Annotated in this window: 24 protein-coding genes, 1 tRNA gene and 2 pseudogenes; 2 read left to right on the top strand and 25 right to left on the bottom strand. The window is 49.8% G+C overall.

Annotated features, from left to right (window positions below):
- Positions 1-93: 93 nt before the first annotated feature.
- Positions 94-288, bottom strand: a complete 195-nt coding sequence (locus WD312_02325) for a hypothetical protein (protein ID MEX2563922.1) — start codon at positions 286-288, stop codon at positions 94-96.
- A gap of 319 nt (positions 289-607) precedes the next feature.
- On the opposite strand from WD312_02325, the gene WD312_02320 reads away from it, so the two are divergent.
- Complete coding sequence (locus tag WD312_02320; GenBank protein ID MEX2563921.1) at positions 608-1,291, top strand: hypothetical protein; 684 nt, start codon at positions 608-610, stop codon at positions 1,289-1,291.
- A gap of 236 nt (positions 1,292-1,527) precedes the next feature.
- Here WD312_02320 and WD312_02315 read toward each other — a convergent pair whose 3' ends face one another.
- The 24 genes and pseudogenes from WD312_02315 to serS all read right to left on the bottom strand — a co-directional run bounded on the left by WD312_02315 (position 1,528) and on the right by serS (position 20,188).
- On the bottom strand, positions 1,528-2,136 hold the full coding sequence (locus tag WD312_02315) for an isopropylmalate isomerase (protein MEX2563920.1): 609 nt from the start codon (positions 2,134-2,136) through the stop codon (positions 1,528-1,530).
- A gap of 36 nt (positions 2,137-2,172) precedes the next feature.
- Positions 2,173-3,564 (bottom strand): 3-isopropylmalate dehydratase large subunit, encoded by a 1,392-nt coding sequence (gene leuC / locus WD312_02310; GenBank protein ID MEX2563919.1) that lies wholly within the window; start codon positions 3,562-3,564, stop codon positions 2,173-2,175.
- Between the two features lie 193 nt (positions 3,565-3,757).
- Positions 3,758-4,309: a hypothetical protein gene (locus tag WD312_02305; protein MEX2563918.1), complete on the bottom strand. Its 552-nt coding sequence runs from the start codon at positions 4,307-4,309 to the stop codon at positions 3,758-3,760.
- A gap of 274 nt (positions 4,310-4,583) precedes the next feature.
- Positions 4,584-5,027: a hypothetical protein gene (locus WD312_02300; protein MEX2563917.1), complete on the bottom strand. Its 444-nt coding sequence runs from the start codon at positions 5,025-5,027 to the stop codon at positions 4,584-4,586.
- Positions 5,028-5,179: 152 nt separating this feature from the next.
- Positions 5,180-5,581, bottom strand: a complete 402-nt coding sequence (locus WD312_02295; protein ID MEX2563916.1) for a hypothetical protein — start codon at positions 5,579-5,581, stop codon at positions 5,180-5,182.
- 104 nt (positions 5,582-5,685) lie between these two features.
- Positions 5,686-5,922 carry an HU family DNA-binding protein gene (locus tag WD312_02290; GenBank protein ID MEX2563915.1) on the bottom strand — a complete coding sequence of 79 codons (237 nt, stop codon included), beginning with the start codon at positions 5,920-5,922 and terminating at the stop codon, positions 5,686-5,688.
- Positions 5,923-6,090: 168 nt separating this feature from the next.
- Positions 6,091-6,270: pseudogene (locus WD312_02285) on the bottom strand (HU family DNA-binding protein).
- A 233-nt stretch (positions 6,271-6,503) separates the two neighbouring features.
- A pseudogene (locus WD312_02280) lies at positions 6,504-6,861 on the bottom strand (DUF2200 domain-containing protein).
- 10 nt (positions 6,862-6,871) lie between these two features.
- A complete protein-coding gene (locus tag WD312_02275) occupies positions 6,872-7,048 on the bottom strand; it encodes a hypothetical protein (GenBank protein ID MEX2563914.1) in 177 nt (58 codons plus the stop codon).
- Between the two features lie 53 nt (positions 7,049-7,101).
- The gene (locus WD312_02270) at positions 7,102-7,509 is read right to left on the bottom strand and encodes a DUF6653 family protein (protein MEX2563913.1); all 408 of its coding nucleotides are present in this window, start codon (positions 7,507-7,509) and stop codon (positions 7,102-7,104) included.
- Between the two features lie 100 nt (positions 7,510-7,609).
- Complete coding sequence (locus WD312_02265; GenBank protein ID MEX2563912.1) at positions 7,610-8,179, bottom strand: hypothetical protein; 570 nt, start codon at positions 8,177-8,179, stop codon at positions 7,610-7,612.
- Positions 8,180-8,525: 346 nt separating this feature from the next.
- Positions 8,526-8,599, bottom strand: a tRNA-Gln gene (locus WD312_02260).
- Between the two features lie 35 nt (positions 8,600-8,634).
- Positions 8,635-9,672 (bottom strand): DNA polymerase III subunit gamma/tau, encoded by a 1,038-nt coding sequence (gene dnaX / locus WD312_02255; GenBank protein ID MEX2563911.1) that lies wholly within the window; start codon positions 9,670-9,672, stop codon positions 8,635-8,637.
- A gap of 246 nt (positions 9,673-9,918) precedes the next feature.
- Positions 9,919-10,419: a hypothetical protein gene (locus WD312_02250; GenBank protein ID MEX2563910.1), complete on the bottom strand. Its 501-nt coding sequence runs from the start codon at positions 10,417-10,419 to the stop codon at positions 9,919-9,921.
- Positions 10,420-10,430: 11 nt separating this feature from the next.
- Positions 10,431-10,736 carry a hypothetical protein gene (locus tag WD312_02245; protein ID MEX2563909.1) on the bottom strand — a complete coding sequence of 102 codons (306 nt, stop codon included), beginning with the start codon at positions 10,734-10,736 and terminating at the stop codon, positions 10,431-10,433.
- Between the two features lie 1,071 nt (positions 10,737-11,807).
- Positions 11,808-12,791 carry a tRNA-dihydrouridine synthase gene (locus WD312_02240; protein MEX2563908.1) on the bottom strand — a complete coding sequence of 328 codons (984 nt, stop codon included), beginning with the start codon at positions 12,789-12,791 and terminating at the stop codon, positions 11,808-11,810.
- Between the two features lie 189 nt (positions 12,792-12,980).
- On the bottom strand, positions 12,981-13,244 hold the full coding sequence (locus WD312_02235; protein ID MEX2563907.1) for a hypothetical protein: 264 nt from the start codon (positions 13,242-13,244) through the stop codon (positions 12,981-12,983).
- Between the two features lie 162 nt (positions 13,245-13,406).
- The gene (locus WD312_02230) at positions 13,407-14,045 is read right to left on the bottom strand and encodes a hypothetical protein (protein MEX2563906.1); all 639 of its coding nucleotides are present in this window, start codon (positions 14,043-14,045) and stop codon (positions 13,407-13,409) included.
- Positions 14,046-14,211: 166 nt separating this feature from the next.
- Positions 14,212-14,427, bottom strand: coding sequence for a hypothetical protein (locus WD312_02225; GenBank protein ID MEX2563905.1), 216 nt, complete (start codon positions 14,425-14,427; stop codon positions 14,212-14,214).
- 62 nt (positions 14,428-14,489) lie between these two features.
- Positions 14,490-14,966 (bottom strand): hypothetical protein, encoded by a 477-nt coding sequence (locus WD312_02220; protein MEX2563904.1) that lies wholly within the window; start codon positions 14,964-14,966, stop codon positions 14,490-14,492.
- A 65-nt stretch (positions 14,967-15,031) separates the two neighbouring features.
- Complete coding sequence (locus WD312_02215; GenBank protein ID MEX2563903.1) at positions 15,032-17,503, bottom strand: AAA family ATPase; 2,472 nt, start codon at positions 17,501-17,503, stop codon at positions 15,032-15,034.
- On the bottom strand, positions 17,500-17,892 hold the full coding sequence (locus WD312_02210; GenBank protein MEX2563902.1) for a hypothetical protein: 393 nt from the start codon (positions 17,890-17,892) through the stop codon (positions 17,500-17,502). Before WD312_02210 ends, WD312_02215 begins: the two co-directional genes overlap by 4 nt.
- 50 nt (positions 17,893-17,942) lie before the next feature.
- Positions 17,943-18,905 (bottom strand): hypothetical protein, encoded by a 963-nt coding sequence (locus tag WD312_02205; GenBank protein MEX2563901.1) that lies wholly within the window; start codon positions 18,903-18,905, stop codon positions 17,943-17,945.
- Between the two features lie 11 nt (positions 18,906-18,916).
- Positions 18,917-20,188 (bottom strand): serine--tRNA ligase, encoded by a 1,272-nt coding sequence (gene serS, locus WD312_02200; GenBank protein ID MEX2563900.1) that lies wholly within the window; start codon positions 20,186-20,188, stop codon positions 18,917-18,919.
- A gap of 65 nt (positions 20,189-20,253) precedes the next feature.
- Between serS and dprA the strand changes: the two genes are divergently transcribed.
- The gene (dprA, locus tag WD312_02195) at positions 20,254-21,120 is read left to right on the top strand and encodes a DNA-processing protein DprA (protein ID MEX2563899.1); all 867 of its coding nucleotides are present in this window, start codon (positions 20,254-20,256) and stop codon (positions 21,118-21,120) included.
- Positions 21,121-21,161 lie beyond the last annotated feature (41 nt).

Here is a 21,161-nt window from a genome sequence, read left to right as displayed (position 1 = left end):
AATTTCAACCCGATCAGCAGAAGGAACACTACCACAACCGCGGGCTTTTAGTATGCTTTCGTTCAATACTTAGAGCAGACGGTAAAAGCAAGTTTACCCCCTCACCTGCTTGATCGAGACGTACATAATATAGACCGTAGCGACCAGCGCTACCAAGAGGATCGGCACCAAGTATTCAGCAAGCAACTCGTGCCATTGCGCGCCAATAGCGACACCGATACCCAAGAGCGCCAGCTTAAAAATACCGATCTGCCACCATGTATATCTATATGATTGAAATAAATTCATAGTTTAATTATACCACAGACAAGGAACAGTGATGTTTTCATCCCTAAACACTAAAGACCCCGGTCTTTAGTGTTTATTTTGTATCCTTTTACTTCTTTTCTTCCTTTCTACCCCTATTCACCCAACCCGGTACCCTTTCCGCAGGATCTTCTCCGTCGCCTTGCCTTTGGCGAGCTCGTCGACGAAACAACCATGCGCCGGAACCAAGGCGCCGCCATCATCAACAATCGCCACCTATCGTTGACCTGCTAGGGTGCCGTGCTATATTTTGAGCTGGCTAATTAAGAAGATCGAGTACCTTTTAGAAGAAAGACAACAAATGCACATTCTCATAGTTGGGTGCGGGAAGCTTGCCAGCGCCATCATTGCGGCATGCGAAGAACATAACGTCTCGGTGTCGCAGTACGACCCGAAGCAACCAAGACCAATGGATGATGCCGTATGTATCCATACTGGTTCAGGCAGACAGCTGGATGACGCTCTGGCGCTCTGCTGCGATCAAGGCGCCCCGTTCATCATGGCCTCGACAGGACTTCACGAACAGCCACTGTTCAACGCGGCCAAAAGAATACCGGTCGTGAGAGCGCCGAACCTGGCTTTTCCGGTTATCTACCTGCTGAATCAGCTTGTACAGCTTCGTGATTACTTAGAACCCCAGTTCTTTAATTGGGAAGCATGGGTCACCGAGAGTCACCAAAGCACCAAGACAAGTGTGCCGGGTACACTGTGGAAAATTCAGGAGATCCTGAACATTCCAAACGAGAACACCCGTTCTATCAGAGACCGGGGTGAGCAGCTTGCGCTTGGCGTCCCTGAAGAGAATCTGGACTGGCATGCTTGGCACATGATAACAGTCGAGGTTTCCGGCGTGCCACTTGAGTACTCATGCAAGATCAATGGCGGCGCACCCTATGGCCACGGAGCGGTTGCAGTGGCAAAGCTCCTGCGCTCTTCGCCATTCCTGCCCCGAATACACGACGTGATCGACCTGCTGGCACACTGAGGCTCCACGCACCGAACCCCTTCCCCCTCTCTCAAGAGAGGGGGTTTTCATATACAAAAACGGATCATTGAAGATTAGGAGGAATAACACAACCTGGAGCATTTGACTGAGCACATGTTCTTGAAAAACAACCATGCGCCGGAACCAAGGCGCCGCCGGCACTGATAAAAAAGACCCGCGTGTCCGTAACGGACAGCGGGTCTGTGGTTTAGATTCTTTCAGTTTCTTCACGGAGACTAATCAGTCACCATGTACGGAAGACGCGATGCGGTCTCCTCGATCTGGTCGCCGGCCTGGAGCAGGGTTGCGGTCGTGTCGTAGGTGCCGCCCACGAGCATGTCGCGATCGGCGAAAGGCATAGTGATCGCCATCGATTCTGCAGACCTCTTCAACTCTGCCCTCAAAGTGTCGAGGTAGATGATAACCCCAGAATCCTTTTTGCCGAGCTCGTGTAGAATGCGAGCGTGATCTTGCTCAGAAACATCGACACAGACCAAACCGTTGGCCGTCGCGTTCCCCCGGAAGATCTCGGCGAACGACTGGCCGATGATAACCTTGATACCCCACCGCTGGATCGCGGCGACGGCGTGCTCACGGCTTGAGCCGCAGCCGAAATTGGCATCCACGATGAGGACACTGCGGCCGATGTTCTCAGAAAGATCGAAGGGATGCTGTCCGTTCAGCTGCGCTCGGTCGTCTTCGAACACGTGCTGTTCGAGGCCATCGAAGGTCACGCACCTGAGGTACCGAGCCGGAATGATCCGGTCGGTGTCAACGTCAGCGCCGGCAAGGTGAAATGCCCTCCCCCCGATCCGTGTAATTGCCATATCTGCCGGTGAAGTCATAGCTTTGTTCCTTTTTATCTGAACGTTTCGGGGAATTCAGGCTACAAGCTGCTGGAGAGAGGCGATCTCCCCGGCCGCAGCCGAGGCAACAACAGACGCCGGCGACATCAGGTGGGTGCGTCCGGTCGGACTGCCCTGCCGGCCCTTGAAGTTGCGGTTTGACGAAGCGGCACAACGCTGCGACCCTTCGAGCTTGTCAGGGTTCATAGCCAGGCACATCGAGCACCCGGCTTCACGCCATTCAAAGCCGGCGTTCCGAAAGATCTCATGAAGCCCTTCTGTCTCCGCCTGCTTGCGCACCGACTCTGAGCCGGGAACAACCAGGGCGGTAACATGCGAGGCCACCGTGAGACCATGCTCAGTGATGGCGCGAGCCGCTTCCCGCAGGTCGCTGATGCGACCGTTGGTGCACGAGCCAATGAAGGCAACATCGATCTTGGTACCGATGATCCTCTGGCCGACCGTGAGACCCATGAAAGAAAGAGCCTCAGGGTCGGCATCGTTCGGAATCGGATCGTCCATACCGACGACCTGGCCGGGGGTGATACCCCACGTGGTCATCGGTGAGAGCGAGTTGCCGTCGATCTCCACAACGTCGTCATAGACAGCGTCAGACCCCGAGCTGAGCTCAAGCCACTGCTTCGCGGCCTGGTCGAACCGTGCGCCCTTCGGCACAAAGGCACGACCCTTGAGGTACTCAACGGTCGTCTGATCGGGGTTGATGTACCCGCAGGTGGCACCGCCCTCGATGGACATATTGCAGATGGTCATACGACCTTCCATGTCCAGCCCATCAACCGCCGAGCCGGTGTATTCGTAGGCATAGCCGATGCCGCCCTTCACGCCGAGCTTCCCGATGATCGCCAGGATAATGTCCTTGGCGAACACGCCGGGAGGCAGCTCGCCGTTAACCTTGATCTGCCGAACCTTCGGCTTCTTGAGCAAAAGGCACTGCGTTGCCAGGACGTTGAACACCTGCGTAGTGCCGATACCGAACGCGATGGCACCAAAGGCGCCGTGCGTCGAGGTATGGCTATCGCCGCAGGCAATGGTCAAGCCGGGCTGGGTCAGTCCCAACTCCGGGCCAATGACATGGACAATGCCTTGCCCCTCGTGGCCGAGGCCGAAGAAAGTAATGTCAAATTCTCGGCAGTTTTGCTCGATATGCGTGAGCATATCATCGGCGATGACGTCCAGGAACGGACGCTCGCGACCCTCCTCGGTGGTCGGCACGATGTGATCCACGGTGGCAAAGGTTCGCTTCGGAAAGCGAACCGTGAGCTCCCGCTTGCGCAACATGTCGAATGCCTGCGGGCTGGTCACCTCATGAATGAGATGCAGCCCGATGAAAAGCTGGGTCTGCCCAGTGGGCAAAACCCGAACGCTGTGAGCGCTCCAAATCTTGTCGAACAGTGTGTTCTGGCTCATGGCACATATTCCTTTCAAGAAACTGAAAGAGTGTCGAAGAACAAATAGGTACTCGACGAGAGTATTCCACGCCGTACGATACTATAGAAACTGAGAAAAAAGAAGTACTGAGAGGTCTCTATACCCACAGGACATAAATAAACGCCAGGCAAGTTTATTGCCTGGCGTTGTTTGTAGCGAGCGAAATGTGCTGTTATGCTCCGCACACTTCATCCAATGAAAACGCATTGAGGCGGTGGTACATACGAAGCCAACGTGCATACGTTATCCAACCCTCATCGACCGGAACAAGTGTCTCCTGAGTGATCCTGAAGCTGGACAGGCGCATACGGTGTTTGTCTTCTACTCCGAGGCCATCAAAGATGCCGCGGACCAGTTTTATCGCCGCGTCGCAGAACGAAAGGTCGCGGCTCATCGTGAACCAGATCGGGTACTTCCCTTTCTCAATACCCTTCTCGCGAAGCCCGACACCATTGAAACCGTGCTCATTTTCACGAACTGCCTGGCATATCTCCTTCAGGCGCTCGATGATATCTTCGTGTTTGGTGGTCGGGGTTATCACACAGCGCTTGATCTGAAGCTCTAGACGGCCGCATTGGTCGGGCTGTGATACCGCTTTGCAGGCGCTGATCGAGTGCACAAGATCATCCCGGCCGGGCATATCATCAACCGGGATATTTATCTCGAGGCCGGCATATGCCAAATCACAACGCCATTCCATCGTGGTTCGATTCCACATCTTCATAGGACACACTCCTCTATCATGCAAAGAACCCGGTGACGCACCGGGCATCCGGTAAAGGAGACCGGAGTTTCTGGCACGATTAAAAGTTCCGACCTCACTATATAGCGAAGTACCTGAAAGTCAATTCAAAGATTTGCTTCGTTCAGTATGGATTATTAAGGATTAGGAGTGACACACAACGAGACCGGCAATTTGTGGAAAAGAAAAAAGCAGCCATGGGGCTGCTTTAGGATGAGGGAGAAAGAGAACGAATCAAAACGGTCCAGCGAGCGGCTTAGCTAGTCGTGCTGCCCTTGTTGTTGCCGACAGAGGGTAATCGTGCATTTTCAAACCCAACTTCCGTTCGTATCATGTTCCCGTTTTCGTCAGGAACCTGCATGAACGGTGTTCCGTCTTCTTCAAGATCATCGGCACCCCCGACAATGTTGCCGGCAAGCAGGTACAGCACCGACCCCAGCACACTGATGATGGTTTCCAACTCAGCGATCTCGATCAACAGATGATGAGCTCTGACCCTCACACTCTCAACGCCGTCCATGTTGAGAAGATCGATTAGATACCGAGGGCACTCATCTACCTGATCCTTTACACCGCCGCCGGCAAAATCAAACATCGTCCACTGACCGTCTTCGTCTGCCCACAAGAGTTTCTCGGAAAGGTGAATGATGACACTTCTCGGATCACTATAGACGAACTCGATCCTATATTTCAATGGCACAGGATATCCTTTTTTGTTTGTATGTGCTTAAACTGAGTAAACAATAAGTATAATAAATAACTTTGTCAACACCACACCCCGGTACTGTACATAAAACCACCCGAAGGGATCAGGTGGTATGCGGATAGAGGGCAGAGACAGACGGAACGAAACTACTCCTTTCCTCCCGGCGTATCCGGAGCACATTTCTCAGCGGCCGCAACAAGGCCGAGTGATGCAAACCAGAGCGCGAGAAAAAAGAAGAACGGCGCTGCAAGAGTTGCGGCTGACCGTTGCCACAGCTCATACCCTTCAGCTCGAATAGAAAAGAACAACAGCACGGCCACAATCAGACAGGCGATCATGCATACAAAATAAAATAGCGCTTTCATGGTATATCTCCTTTTTAATCCATGAACCAGTACACCATACAGAACCGATAGTATTTTACAAGCTTCGCTAAGCGCGTTATAAAAAAGAGGAGCGGTTACTCCCTGTTTTAACATCCCGGCAAGCTGTCGAAACTCACAACCACAAACGATAGCTTGCCCCATTTCTCTTGTTGTAAACAGCATCCTTGTTTGTCTACTACGTATAGTCTACACAACCTTGTATTCATCAAGCATGCACAGAAAAACCGACGTAGTATACGCCGGTTTTTCTTTCAAAAATGTATGGCTTAATTCACTGCTTTAGAAAGCTCAGCGCCTGCTTTAAATTTTACTGTATTCTTTGCGGCTATTTTGATCTCTTTACCGGTTTGCGGATTTCGACCGGTACGAGCTGATCGCTTGCTGATACTGGTAGCCATTGCCGATTGCAATGTACCAAAATCACCCCACTCTTCCGTTCCCCACTCGACAAACTCTCCCCGAACAAGTTCATCCGAGGTAACTGAAATAAGCGCGTCAAGCATTTTTTCGTATGCCGGGCAACGTGCTTCGCCTTCTCGTTCTTTACTTTCTTTTGCACATCTATCCGACAGGATTTTTACAATTTCTTCTCCGGTAACAGTCTCACCAGCATGTCGTTTTTCTGCTCCTTTACTGCGTACCTCAGGGAAGAACTCTACTTCATTCACACTTCCACCACGTTCTGCTCGCTTCGATACTGAGAAAGAACCAAAACCAATAAGTGAGAGTCTATCTCCTTTCTTTAAGGCGTCAGTTCCTGCATCTAGAAATCCTTCAAGAGCTTTTTTGCTGTCTGCCTTACTTAACCCTGCTTTTGAAGCCATTGCTTCGATAAGCTCTGCTTTATTCATAGCGTGAGCGGTAGACGTTGAACCCCCTACTCCTGCCACCATAATCGCTACCATAACAATACTGAAAACAATGTATTTCATAGTCATTGTATATAATACTAATTGATAAATACTAGCACATAAATTAAAAAAGGTTTTTCGATGGAGCCGGCTTTGTACCAGCATGCAGATAACATATCTCGTATCTCGCTTCGTCCTACGGACTCGCTACGATACATTCAATCTTTCACTGGTTACTCTTTCCGCAGAATCTTCTCAATCGGTTTGCCTTTGGCTAGCTCGTCGACGAGTTTGTCGAGGTAACGTACCTTTTGGGTGAGCGGATTCTCAATTTCTTCTACTCGGTAGCCGCATATTACGCCGGTTATGAGGTGAGCGTTGGGGTTGAGCGTTGCATTTGCAAAGAAGGTTTCAAATGTTGCGTTCTCATCAATGTATTGTTGTATCATCAAAACCGGTCAGCCAGTGTATGACCCGGTGCAACTCCTCTTTTGTTCTGCCTTTTCGCTCTACCTTTGCCACGTAGTGCGGATACACTTCCGCAAAGGTCATTGTTGCCATTCTCTTATCGTGTTCCGGGGTTGTTTTCATGAAGCGTACTCTACTTTTTGAAATAGACGTTAATGAGTAGGCTCTGCAACAAGAATCCTCCGACGATCACCCACATCAATTCCCAGTCAAGCATTCTTCCCGGCTCTGCTTCAGTGAGGAGTGAAGTGCCGATCAATACAGCTCCCCAGATAAGTCCCGTGCCAAGGTGAAGTTTGTTTTTATTCATATATATTCACGCTAACACGTATATGCATTATACAAAATGTGGTTTGATCGTAGTTACTTCACCAAGAGATTCATGCGATCAATGAACCAGAATTTAAGTGTCATTACGAGGAGCCCGGAAAGAATAAGCGGAATAAGTTGCCCGGTCCAGCCGAAATAGATGAAGGCTATAAATACCGGTACATTTATACTATTCAGAAGTGTTGGCAGATCTCTTTTCAGCTTTTTGCCGTCGGCGTAGTACTTTTCTTCTCCTAGGACACCCCGACTCATCCAGTTATTCGTGCTTTTGGGTTTTGGAAAAATAAGTGGATTAACGATAAGCCAAACCACCGCCAGACCAAGTATCCAGTAGCTTTGTAGATAGAGTCCCACAGCAATAACAGGCATCGCGAGCACACGCGTCCAGCCGCTCCATGGATTTGCGTGACGTTTCCAGGTGTTTTTAGAAAGTATGGCCATTATGCTATTTTAACAGAAAAACCACCCTTTCGGGCGGTTTTTCTAGAATATGTGTTATTGCTTCGCGAAGAAGACTAAGTTACTAAGGAACGAAAACTTCTTACTCTTCCTTTTCTTCTTTTCCGATAGCAGCTTCCACGATATCCCTTGGCAGCTCAGCACTTGCCAGAAGAGCGTCTCGAACAGTCTTACCGGTCTCGTCGCCGATCTCATCGGCGGCACGAACCGCACCAAGAACTGCCGACTTGGCTGTCTCTCCGGTGTCACCGCCAATGTCCTGCGTTGCCTTGATGGCTCCGCGCACACCGTTTACAGCAGCAGTACCGACATCACCGCCAACCTCCGAAGCTCCTTGTACCACACCGCGCGTTGCCTCTTTGGCTGCGACAATAATATCACCGCCCGCCTCCGAAACTCCGTGCACGGCACCACTTACAACATCGGATGAGGCCTCAACAGCAGAAGTGCCCATCTCTGATGCTCCGGTGATAGCTCCCTTTACAACTCCTGATACAACCTCAATCGCCGTACCGGTTACCTCACCGGCGTCCTTGAGCGTATCTACAACAAGATCCTTAACGCTGCTGCGAAGCGTTCCCAGCACATCGGCTGTCCCTTTGACCGCAGCTGTAATAGTGTCTTTTGTCTTAGTTATGATCGTATCTAACATACGTAATAAGTCAGTTACTGATAATGTGTTCATTATAACACACTAAGCTACCGTCTTAGCGGCTGAATTACTATATGTCGTATCACAACAGTTGCTGCCCGGCAGGGACTCGAATTCTACGAATTCTGTACAGGTTTTCGATATTTTGTTTCGTTCCTCACAAAATATCAGAAGAACCTTTTCGAGTCCGCGCGACGCGTTTTTTCATTTATAACTCAAATCTTCTTGTGTTTTCTATCGAAAATACAGCGAAGCGAATTTGTGCTTTTTTGGATATGGAGCGCTTCGCTAGCAAAAAACACAAATTCGGCTGCGCCCTGCCGGGCATCCTCGTCATTTCATTCCTTGGCTGCCCGGCAGGGACTCGAACCCCAATTAACGGCTCCAAAAGCCGCTGTCCTGCCATTAGACGACCGGGCAATATTTTATATTCTACACTACACCAAAATCTCTTCTTACTCAACGTCACCCAACAATCGGGTCAACGCAAGCTCCAAGGGAAGCTCAATCACTGCGGCTCGACCGGTCTGCTCAAATGCGTCGAGAAGTTCGCGGATGGTCTCAGCGGTCAATACAAAATCTTTATCTTTTGCTTTCTCAGAGAGAAACGCAAAATCATCTTCTGAAAGCTCATCTTTGAGATCCTCCTCAAGGCCGGCAGCGAATCGAAGCAACAGTATCGAACGAAGCTTTTGCAGAAGTAGCGAGATGAGCAAACGCATGTCCGAATTTTGCGCGGACGCCGCGTGAATAACCGTTAGCGCCTCAGCAAGATCCTTGGTGCCGATAGCCTTGATCAGCTTGTTGATCGTTTCGGATCGAGGGGCTCCGGTTATCTGCTCCACCTCTTCTTCCTTTATCTTCTTGCCACCGGATGCAGAAAGCACTTTTTGAAGCATACCCAGCGTGTCACGAAAACTCCCCTCACCCAACAGCGCGATCAGATCTGCTGAACTTCCCTCCAGTTCGTAGCCTTCTTCTTCCGCAACCCGTAGCACTACATCGCGAAGAATCGTTTGGTTCGGCTGTCGTAGGTGAAATGTCTGACAGCGGGACACAACGGTGTCCGGCAGTTTATGAAGCTCGGTTGTAGCAAGCATAAACAATACATGCTTCGGCGGCTCCTCGAGTGTTTTAAGAAGCGCGTTAAAGGCTTCCTTGGTGAGCATGTGTACTTCATCTATGATGTAGACCTTATACGGAGACTCCATTGGCATACCGCTCACTGAGTCACGTAGTTCACGTACATCATCGATACCGCGATTAGAGGCGGCGTCTATCTCGTAGAGATCGTTTTGACTCACCCCGATCTCCTTGGCGAAAATCCTGGCAATAGAGGTCTTGCCGGTACCGCGCGTACCGGAGAAAAGATACGCGTGAGCGAACGTTTCATTCTTGATCGCGCCTTCGATCGCTTTCACTACATGTTCCTGACCGATCACATCAGAAAATTTCTGCGGGCGATATCTTCGATAGAGAGCTGATTCTGACATAGAAATGTATTATAACAGAAAGACAGTGCCCCATGTTAAATAATAGTTAAAAATAAAAAACCGACGAAGTGTGCTGGGGGGGGCGCACACTTCGTCGGCTGAGGGGGGGCAAGGTTCTGAACTGACCTTTGTATATCATACACACAAATATTTTGTCAATAGTCAGCAGCCCTCCTATAGAAAAACCCCACAGGTGGTAGCGATACCTGTGGGGTTCAATACACCGCTCGATGTGGCGGTAATGGTTCAAGAAGAAGTTCGGGCCCATCCTGACATTCCCTTTGCTACCATCGCTATTACAGCGATACCAATAAGGAGTGCCAGAAAAAGATGATGTCCGGCGCAACCGGTCTGTCGAAACGCGTCAGGGTCACCGGTTGCGACCCATTGACTCGCTCCCTCGAATATCTGCCGAGGCATCATCACGATCACCTGAGCATGGTGAAGCGTTGTGCTCCACACCATCAACGGATCGATGTGCTCGATCGCGTTCGCCAGCGTCACAGAAAAAATAACCGTACTGCCAAGTGACGCGATCAGCAAAATGAAACCAAGAATGATACGCGAGAGCACTGACACTGCAAGAAACTGCATCAGCGCAAGCCAGAGGAATCCGCCGGCAACATACACTGCGGTCTGTCCCCACTGGTCCTGAGTACCGGCAAATGCTCCGATGAGCAGTAGCACGACCCAGAACCCGAAAAACCAGACGGCCGTTTTCTGAGAAGGTGTTAGGTCAAATTTCATCCTGAACCTCCTTAGAAACGGGTGTCCCACGCCTGACGCCGACCGTCAGCCGAGGTATCGGTGCTCGATTTGCCGGCATACGGACTGCGACCGGTTATGTTCCGCCCGCTTTCCGTTTCGTCTTTGGACGTCGTCTGAAGAGACGTGTTCTCTCCAAGCGACAGACCGACGCCGGCTTCAAATCCGACCATGCGTCCGGTGCCGACCTGGGTTGTGCAACCTCCCGAAAGAATGACGAACATCATCATTCCCACGAACAGGCCGACCGCCAAAGCAACACCTTGCATTTTCCGCTTACCTTCATCGCATCCAAACATGAGACGCTCCTACTGTGTAGGTGCTTCCGTTCACTGCCTTTAGTAAAGGCTGGTTAACGCACGGATTCCACCGTACGGAGCTCTCTCTCTCTTCCCTTTCCAACGAACGTATATTTTAAACAGCAACTCCCTGTCGCTGTGAATTGTCTGCGTATGATTATACTAAATATAGTATTTTTGTCAATACCTATAAGAAAACCCGCTCGAGAAGCGGGTTTTTGTTCAGATGTCCATTAGCAGAGCGCCGCGAACACGAGGGCCGCGAGAATAATGATCTTGCGCGGAAAGTGTTCCCGGGGCTCACCGATGCGCGTGCGAACGCGATTTCGAACGATCATTGGAGATACCCCTCGCTGTTTCGATGTACTCTCGGGTATACCAGATCCCAATATTCCCTGCCAAGACCCGGTAAATCTTCTCCTCGCAGAAGGGACAGGTTCCTTCCTTCGTACGCAACCCCGAAACCTGCGACGGTGAGTCGACAAGGTCTGTAACGATCACGTTATTGTGGCAACTCGGGCACTGAGTTTAGCAACCTTCCATAGCACTGCCTTTCGCTTGCGGGTTTCTTAAGGCAAAGAACGACAGTTTTATTGTACGATTACCTGAAAATTTGTCAATAGTTCCTGACATAGCTGCAGGATAGCGCTGACGTATAGAAAAAGGGCGGATCCTATTTTAGAATCCGCCCTAAAAATCACTAAGCATCTTTTTCTTTTGCCAACAGGAGACTTTCGCCTCCAGTCAACGAGCCCTCCCCAAACTACGGGGTGTGGGTGCTTCGTCGCTTACCTCTCTTCCCGCGCTTTACACTGGTTAAAGGGCGTACCCGTTCAGACTGTCTCCACCATGGAAACAGTCGGCCGTCGGCCTGGGTCAGCGCCCGCCGTAGGCGCCGCCGTCGCCGGAGCTGTTGTCACCGTTGCTGGAATTATTCAAAGCAAGATTCTCCTCGTGACGCTGCATCGGGGGTGACCTCATAGAAAGGCTCCTCTGAAAGAACCCTGCGGTGTGTCACTCGTGTGACGATCTCACCACAGTGGGTATAAGATAACATCATTAAATTATTTGTCAAGTATTTTTCTCTGTTTTTCGGGTCAGATATGTATTTATCGTTTGTTCCACATCGTCGGCATCCTCTGCCTCCATTAACTTTCCTCGTAGCTCTTTTGCCCCCTCCCAACCGGATACATACGCCTTAAAATGTTTTTTCATTAAGTAAAAGGACTTCTCGTTGCCCAGCAACTCCTCGAAAAGTCTGGTGTGCTCCACCAGCACCCGAAGCTTCTCTTCGATCGTAACCGTACTCGCGTCACTGTCAGTATTGAAAAACCACGGATTGCCGAATATTCCCCGACCGATCATTACTCCGTCCACGCCGGTCTCCTCGACCCGCCGATGCGCTTCCTCAAGACTCGACACGTCTCCATTTCCCAGAATACGGGTATCGGGAGAATGCTGATCTCGCAACTCAACCACGCGGGGCAGTAGCTCCCAGCGTGCCGGCACTTTAGACATATCCTTTTTGGTTCGGGCATGAACCGTAATCGCCGCCGGCTGTGTTTCAATCAGTGCGCTCATCCAGGCATCAAGCTCGCGGTCTGAGGAATATCCGGACCGGGTTTTGACTGATACAGGCAGCTCGCCGGCGCCGTCCATTGTTGCCCGCACAACATCTTGGGCCAACTCGGGAGTGCGGATCATAGCACTGCCCGCGCCCTGCTTACAGACACTCGAGTCCGGACACCCCATATTCAGATCTATCCCGTCAAATCCAAGCTCTACTGCCAACTCAGCCGCCTGCTTCATTCGGCTTGGATCCGGACTAAAGAACTGCGCCACGATCGGCCGCTCTGATTCGTCGAACCACAGATCACGCATCAGCGAGTCTCGCCCACCTAAAAAAAGCCCGTCGGCCGAGACGAATTCGGTCCATGTCACATCCGGTTTGCCGTATTTTGCGATAATGCGCCGGAATGCCGCGTCGGTCACGTCCGCCATCGGCGCCAGTGCCATAATAGGTGTATTAAGCTGTTGCCAAAAACCGCTGATCATATCATCAAAACACTATCACATAATCATCTGTCGGATAAATAAAACCCCCGATGGTTGCACGCGCAAGCCATCGGGGGCAACCAGAAGGAGTTTCGTCTTTCGACCCTGTTTCAACACAGCGCCGCAAACAAAAGAAACGCCAGGATCAGGATCTTTCTCCCTGTCGAGGTCAGTCGAATGAACGACATCTCACTCTCCTTTCTGCGCCTCCAATTGTACCGAGCGACTTTCTTCGAGCGCGACCAACTGATCACGACCGATAAAGCGGTCGCGACCGCTATCTCGATAGTAGAAGATCTGCTCGCCGCAATTCGGACACCACCCCCTCTTGATCGAAGGGAACTCGCCAACGGCCTCACGATAGATCACTAGAAAGACCATTCGCTTCGCCGAACAACCGGGGCACTCACACATCATGTTCATCTGAAACTCCTTATGTAAAAGCAACAACATACTGAAATATATAATACATCATATTGTATATATGTCAATATACCTGCGCCAACATGGCTAAACCTCATCCCCGCTCATTTATCTCTAGCATGTAATAAAAAAGAGCGAGTTTCATACTCGCTCTTTTGTGTTGTACAGGACACAAGAGACACCTTTGGTCGATCACATCAGCACGACAGCAAACTCGGCAAACTCACCCCACTGCTTGCCGCTTGTGCCGTAGATGTCGATCGATGGCACAATGGCGCGTTTCAGCAAAGCCATGGCACACGATTCGCCTTGCATGATAGCCCCTTCGATCTCTTCGGCTGTTTCTTCGTCGCACAGCTGTTGCCAACCGAAGGCGTAGATGACCGGCGCATACACCTCATCATCACCATCCTGCTCAAACGTATCGCCCAGCGCTATGAGCCCGCTTTCTTCAGCATCGTGATAGAAGAGATTACTGGTCCGATCCATCGCGTACCAGCTAATGAGCTCATGTAGCGTGGCTGGTCGCATCCTTGCTTGCCAGAGATGGTTATGGATAACCATATTTTCCAACCCCCCGTCGAGATCTCCATCAGGCTCATACATAACAGAAGCCATCCGAATGAACTTTTTCTTGGGCTGCTTCACGTTGCCATGCCGATCGTGTGAATGAGACACTGCATCAAACACACTCTCAGTTGCGATACGCAAATGGTAGTCAATCGCCAGCTCAGCGGTAGGACGATTGTAATCCACCTCGACATCGTACACCTCAGAAAATCTGAGGTCAGATACTTTGCCTGCACCATTTCCACCAGCAGAATGTAACATGTCTTCTCCTAGAAAGAACTTCTGAAATCTAAACCAGGAGTATTTATATCATATTTGTCAAATATTGCAATCGAGCACCCAGGTACAAAATACCTCTTCGCTTTAATGTACAAGTAATTACTTGTCAGCATAAAAAAACTCCCCGAAACACTGTTCGGGGAGCTGGTTATTGAGCGACGAGGTTGTAGACATCCCGTGCCGTGAATTCCGGCACAGGGATCCGATGAGCAATACACTTCTCCACAAGTACCTGCTTGGCGCTCTCGAAATTTACCCTTAGCTTCTCAAGTTCTCCATTGGTCGGCAGCGGCTGACTCTTTATCTCTGAAACCCAGCCCTTTTGATTGTGAGCAGAGCAGAGATCGATAGCAGCAAGTGCCATAGTGCGCCACGCATGGTCAAGCTCACTTTTTCTCCTGCAGAACTGATAGAGCTCCTGGATGGTCACTCTTCAACGCTCCTTTCTGCCTCCCGTGATATGTGGCCAGTCACTTCCTGCGCCCACTCTTTAACTCTTGTCCTATTAGATCCTATAACACTTCTCCATGATGTGTCAAGTCCTTCCCTCTTAAGTAGTCGTTCAAGTACTTCTAAAACAGTTATTAGGCCGTCGTGCATACGACGCCGACTTTCATCCAAGCGAGTCATGTCCTGAGTGTCGGTTTTACTGATCCGTGCCTTGGTAAAAGCGTCGATAGACGAAACATAGCGTTGAATACTTTCCTGTAGCTCCTCAAAGTATTCTTTGATCAACTCACGATTTTCCTCCGATATATGCTCCGGTAGATCTGCAACAGTTTTTTTGATCTGTTGGTACGATCTCAATGCTTCGCTTTCCTCTTCCTCAATACGTTGAGTTTGTTTTTCAGAAGCGTCTTGCCACCGCTCTCTAAGAAACTGTTTTTTAATAAAATCTTCCATATAGCAATTAATATAGAATAAAAACAATCATTCGTCAAAATTAGTGTGCAAAATACGCAAGATTCCTACAACTCGCTCCCCGCAGCTGAGTGCGAAGCACGACCGCTAAGTCCCGCCGCTACTTTACGCATCACGCCGGGTTGTGCCAGTGAGGTAAGATCTTTTTCGGTAATAATTGCGGTATCGCCCTTTTTTATCTCACCCGTCAGTAACTTATGAGATATTACCTTCTCTATGTCGCTAACAATGATCCTGCGGATCGCTCGTGCACCGAATCTCTCATCGTACCCATGCTCAACCAGATAATCAATAAGGGTTTGCGTGATCTCAAAAGCTATACCGCGTTTATTAAGTCTGAGCTGAAGCTTAGCCAGCTCCCGTTCAGCCACTGCGGCTGTTTCAGCATGTGAGAGAGGGTGAAACAGGACCACCTCATCAAAACGGTTGATCAACTCAGGACGAAATGTGTGAGAACTGATCAAACCGTCGATGATCTCATTTTTATGTGGTGCAAGTTTCTCGTTTTCCTTAATAAGTGAGTGAATAGTCTCGCTGGCGGCATTAGAGGTCGCGATAATGATCATGTTACGACAGTTCACCTCACTGTCATACGCGTCATGAAATACACCTTCATCGAATATCTGCAAGAACAAATTATGAACATCCTTGGTTGTTTTTTCGAATTCATCAAGTAGGAGCACACTGTAAGGATTGTCAGTTATTGCGCTCGACAGCATGCCGGTGGTCTGTGTGCCAACATTACCGATCAAGCGGGAGAGCGAGTCGCCCTCTGAAAATTCTGTCATATCAAAGCGCACTATGTCATCGTGTCCATCAAAGAACGTATTCGCTAGCACTTTGGCTGTCTCTGTTTTGCCGACACCGGTAGGTCCAAGGAACAAAAATACACCAAGAGGTCGATCGGGGTTCCCTATTCCGCTTCGTGAACGCCGGAGCGCGTCACTCACCGCAACAACCGCCGCATCCTGGCCAACTATTTTACTATGCAAAATATCTTCGAGGTTAAGCAATCGTTCTTTTTCATTTTTACTTGCCTCTCCGGTCGGCACGCCGGTTTTTTCTCCCACTACATTGTCTACAGATCGCCTGGTCACTCGATCTTGCTGCTTGGTTCGTGCGAGCGAGATAACCTCCTCGAGCAGATCAAGTGCAACGTTTGGCATGACCCCGCCGGTTAAATATCGTTTAGCATTATCATACACCGACTGTATAGCGGGATACGTTACAAAAATATCCCGACGCTCACGTTCCATTGCCAACTCCTCTAAAAGCCAGATAACCCTCTCGCGATCGTCATGCTCCATTGTCACCCGGTCGAACCATCGCTTCAGCCGCGGCTCATGCTCAAGGTGGTCGTAATATGCATCAGGCGAACTGGTTGCGACGACGTGCAATCGTGGATCTTCCAAATACCCCTCAATAAGACTTGCCGGATTACTTCCCAGCTCAGCTGCGTTTGCAAGGAACGTCGGCAAGTGCTCAATAACGATCACAATATTCTCGGTCTTTAAAGCTTCATCAAATATACGGACAAGCATCTCCTCAAACTCCTTTTTCGAGGAATGATCAGCGATCAAAAGATCCGTATTGAGGATATACACCCGAAAATGCTCCAGCTCGGGCGTTATCGTCTGACGATAGATCCGATCAACAAAAACCGCCACCGCATCTCGAAGTCCGCTTCCCTCTTCTCCAACCAATATAGCGTTCGCACTCCGTCCGCGACTCAGTATAGACTCCAGGCGGTCCGCCTCTTTTCGATAGTAATCGCGCAGGATGCTACCCACACGCACAAGAGATGTTGCAGGTCGTGAATACTGCTCAAGATGGTACGCCTTCCCGAACGACCAATCTTTTCCAATGCCGGGGATCTCTCGAAGCCGCTCAAGGCTCCACCATCGATACCGTTGCTTCCGGCCCACTATCTCCGCGTGCACCCACTCAACCGCACCCACAAAGACCTCCTCGGTGACTCCTCGGGTAAAAAGAAAGGTTCTGAGGTCTTCATCTGTTTTATAAAGAGCTATCGCGTACTGAGCAACATCTATCGGCCGACTATCCTTTACTGTTACCGTTGACACCGTCTCTCGACGATCAGCATAAAATGACTCAAGGTCCTCTATAGAAAGGCCAAGTCTTCTCAAAATTCTATCTCCGTGGGGATGCACCAAAAGACCTGCCGTCAGATCATGGCGGTCACTTGAAAGAACTACTTCAGCCAGCTCGAACGTGACAGACGGCGATGAACTAAACTCTCGAAGATAGTACGAAAAGACATACGCATCAATAGCAAACAACACAAGCCAACAGCCTGACGCAAGGAGCGTGAAGCCGACAAAGCGAGAGATGTCAAACATGTCCGAGGCGACCGAAAAAACGATGAGCAACACGCTCAGAACGATCGCCCCTTCAAGCACATGGCTTAGTTGCAAACGATGCGAAAGTGACAGCAGATCGTTGAATCGGATCGCGTGTACGTACCGCCTCGACTGTTTTAAAAGGTCCTGAAAATTCATACCCCGATAATAAGTAATATTCCGGTCACCCCGGCACCAAGTGCCGCAAACGGAAAAATGATCCAGACAATAAAACCGATGACTCCGAAGAGCACTACGCCTGCCATGCAAAGAAGTCCAACACTTATAATAATCAGACGGCTAAGTGCCCCGACGATACGCATCAGAATATTTACCACAAAGGCAGACAGTATTTGAGGCACATCAAAACCGCGAGGATACCGCTCGCCAAGTTTCTCGAACGGCGCGAATAATGTTCGAGCAAGAAGAGCTAGAGAGAAGAAATGAAAACAAAACCACACAAAATTGCGTAGAATACGCACACCATCACTGATGGCACGCGTATAGTGCCAGAGTGCATAGTCAACGAGAAAAGAATGGACCCACATTACTACCAGTATATCACGAGATCTTCCGGCTTAATCGAGTGCCGGCACCTCTATTGTGGAGAATCATCTTCACTATCCTCATTTTCCAGTGGCTCATAAAAAACACGATTACCAAACCGAAGATCAATGGAGGAAAATCGGAAGTCACCGTCACCGTCCTGAAGTTCAAGCTCTCTTGTTTCAAGCAGTAATCGAAGATTCCCAAAGGTACTTTCGAGGTCATTTTTGAGATTAATTATGACGTAGCTGCCGTTATCTAGTTCTATACGAAAATCCTGCGGTAGATCCGCGTACACAGATCGTGGACGCAGACCTAGATGCTCAAGTCGCTCAAGAAACACTCTTAAGTCAGAAAATTCATTCGCAAGAAAAGTGGTGCCGATGGGATCGGTAGACGATGCAACGCTGGAAGTAGAGCTTGCATGCGTTTCATCAACGATTGAATCTTCTTTCTTCTCACCACCACCCACGTGATCGAATCTGCCTCCATAGAAGGTCAGGTACACTTCATCTGAGAATGTTGCTGCTCTTGCATAAATATAGCCACGACCATCGAGAAAGAAGCAGTCTTCGTGCTCTTCGTCTCCTTGATCGGTGCTTGTTGCTGTCGACATCTTGTCGTTGCACCACATTCCGTACGCTTGCCGTTCCCGAATCGTTATATCCAACTTGCTAAAACCATCGAGCGATAGATCTATCTCACTGATTCGAGGGAATGTTTCCAGAAGATCCTGCCGAATTGCTGACTTCGGATAGAACAGCGCGTTACGTTTCGGAATAATCCAGGCATAAGAGCCGGACAAGTTCTTCTCAGCGACGAACTTCATCTTGCTGGGCGATGTCGCGTCTGCTCCATGCACAACGATATCATGTACCGTCCACCAACTGAGCCGGGCGATGTACGCACTACCGAAAACTAAAACAGTAGCACTGATAAAAAGTACGGCGACAAGCGCTATGCGCCGCCGTCGGCGTCGCATGTATGGTTTTACATTACGCCGTCGTGGAGCCATAAGAATAAATACTATGAACGCAGAGTGAACGCCTCACGTCCGCCGAGGTACGGACGCAATGCTTCCGGAATCGTAACCGACCCGTCACTCTGCTGGTTATTTTCAATAAGCGAGATGAGTACGCGAGGTGTCGGTATGGCGGTGGCATTCAGTGAGTGCACATACCGCTTCTTACCCTCATCGTCATAGCGAATATTAAATCGACGAGATTGAAAATCGTGATAATACGATGCACTGGATATCTCACGGTATGTTTTTTGAGACGGTATCCAAAGATCGGTATCGTACTGTTTCACCTTTCCACTGGAAAGATCTCCCGAGCTTATTAATACTTGCCGATACGGCAAACCGAGCAACTCAAGAAACTCCTCAGTGTTTCGATTCAGCTCCTCATGAAATTGAACCGATTGCTCGTGATCTGCTTCACACAATACAAGCTGCTCAAGTTTATAAAATTCATGCACGCGCAACAGTCCTTTGGTGTCCTTTCCATAGCTGCCCGCCTCACGTCGATAACATGGAGAAAAAGCCAGATACCGTTTTGGCAAATCTTCTTTTTTAAGTGTTTCATCTGAGTGATACGCCATCATAGGTACCTCAGAGGTGCCCGATAGATAGTCGTCATCTTGCGTTTGATATAGATCCTCAGCCTCAGTTGGAAGGTGTCCGGTGCCATAGAAATACTCTTTCTTTGCAATCGCAGGCGGGAGTGCGTAGGTAAAGTTCTTTTTCAGATAAAAATCACGAGCACAGTCCCAAATAGCGTGTGAGAGAAGGGCACCATCTCCGATCAACACATATCCGCGAAAACCATGGATCTTTGTTCCCCTATCAAAATCAACCATGCCGAGGTTGGTCATTAACTCAACATGATCTTTTGGTTCAAACGAAAATGTTGGCTTCTCACCCACCTGCTTGACCTCCTGGTTGTCATTCTCGTCATTGCCGTCCGGCACAGACATGTCGGGGACATTAGGCACAGCGATCATGAGATTCTTCCACTCCTCCATTACGCTTTTGAGCTCCTCTTCTTTCTTCTGGAGCGCCTCTTTTGCTTCTTTTGATTCTGCGATCTTTTGCTGTTTCTCTTCGGTGTTCTCAATTGACGCAATTGCGCTACTTGCGACGTTCTGCTTCGCGCGCAGATCGTCCACCTCTTGCTGAAGCTTACGACGACTATCGTCTACTTCGATAAGTTTTGCTACGTCAAAATCGATCCGTTTTTTACGAGCAGCTTCTTGCACTAGGTCTTTATTATCTCGAATGAAATGTATATCTAACATATGCAGTATTCAGTATATCGTATTCTGTATTTAGTATAGTACCACGAGGTGTTACAATGCGGGAAATGACCTCTGAGAAACTTTTTAAGCTTGCGCCGGCTCAATTCCCACTGTTGCTCCAAGAGATTCCCGACCCGCCGAAACAGTTGTACATAAAAGGGACACTGCCCCCGGACACGAATACAACATTGTGCGTGGTCGGCTCTCGCAAACACTCTCCGTATGGAAAACAAGTGGTTGACACACTCATCAGTTCGCTTCGAGGTAAGCCGGTAACAGTCATTTCCGGTCTTGCCCTCGGCATCGATGCGCTTGCCCACGAAGCCGCATTAGCTGCCGGCCTCGCTACCGTAGCCGTCCCGGGGTCAGGACTTGGTCGTAAGGTGATCGCTCCCCGCTCCAACCTCGGTCTAGCCGACCGGATCGTTGAGTGCGGCGGCGCACTTGTCTCTGAATTTGAACCCGACTTTCGGTCCACTCCCTGGGCCTTCCCGCAACGCAATCGCATCATGGCCGGTCTCTCGCATGCCATACTGATCATTGAGGCCCGCGATCGCTCCGGCACGCTTATCACTGCCCGTCTAGCCGGTGAGTACAACCGTGATGTTCTGGCAACACCCGGCTCTCTATTCTCTGATGGAAGCGTTGGCCCTCACCAACTGATCCGTGACGGAGCCACGCCGATCACGTCGGCCGTTGACCTCCACGAAGCACTTGCTCTAACAAGCGAGACCGTAACGCAAGAGCCCCTTGAACTGTCACATTACTCAGGCGACGAACAGATCATCCTCAAGGTTCTAGCTGAACCGAGAGGTCGCGATGAAGTGATCCGCCTGAGCAGACTCGGCACCAGCAAAGCAAACATGACCATTGCCGCGCTGGAGATGAAAAGTGTTATCAAAGAAGAGCGAGGATCACTCTTTCGTCTGTGAACGATTCACATACCTAGTGAATTTATCCGGGTTCTCCAAAC

It is taken from the genome of Candidatus Paceibacterota bacterium (assembly GCA_040905715.1).
Taxonomy (GTDB): Bacteria; Patescibacteriota; Minisyncoccia; order Phycocordibacterales; family CSBR16-193; genus JBBDHZ01.
The sequence above is the reverse complement of the archived record's forward strand: the minus strand, read 5'-3'. Positions and strand labels throughout refer to the sequence as shown.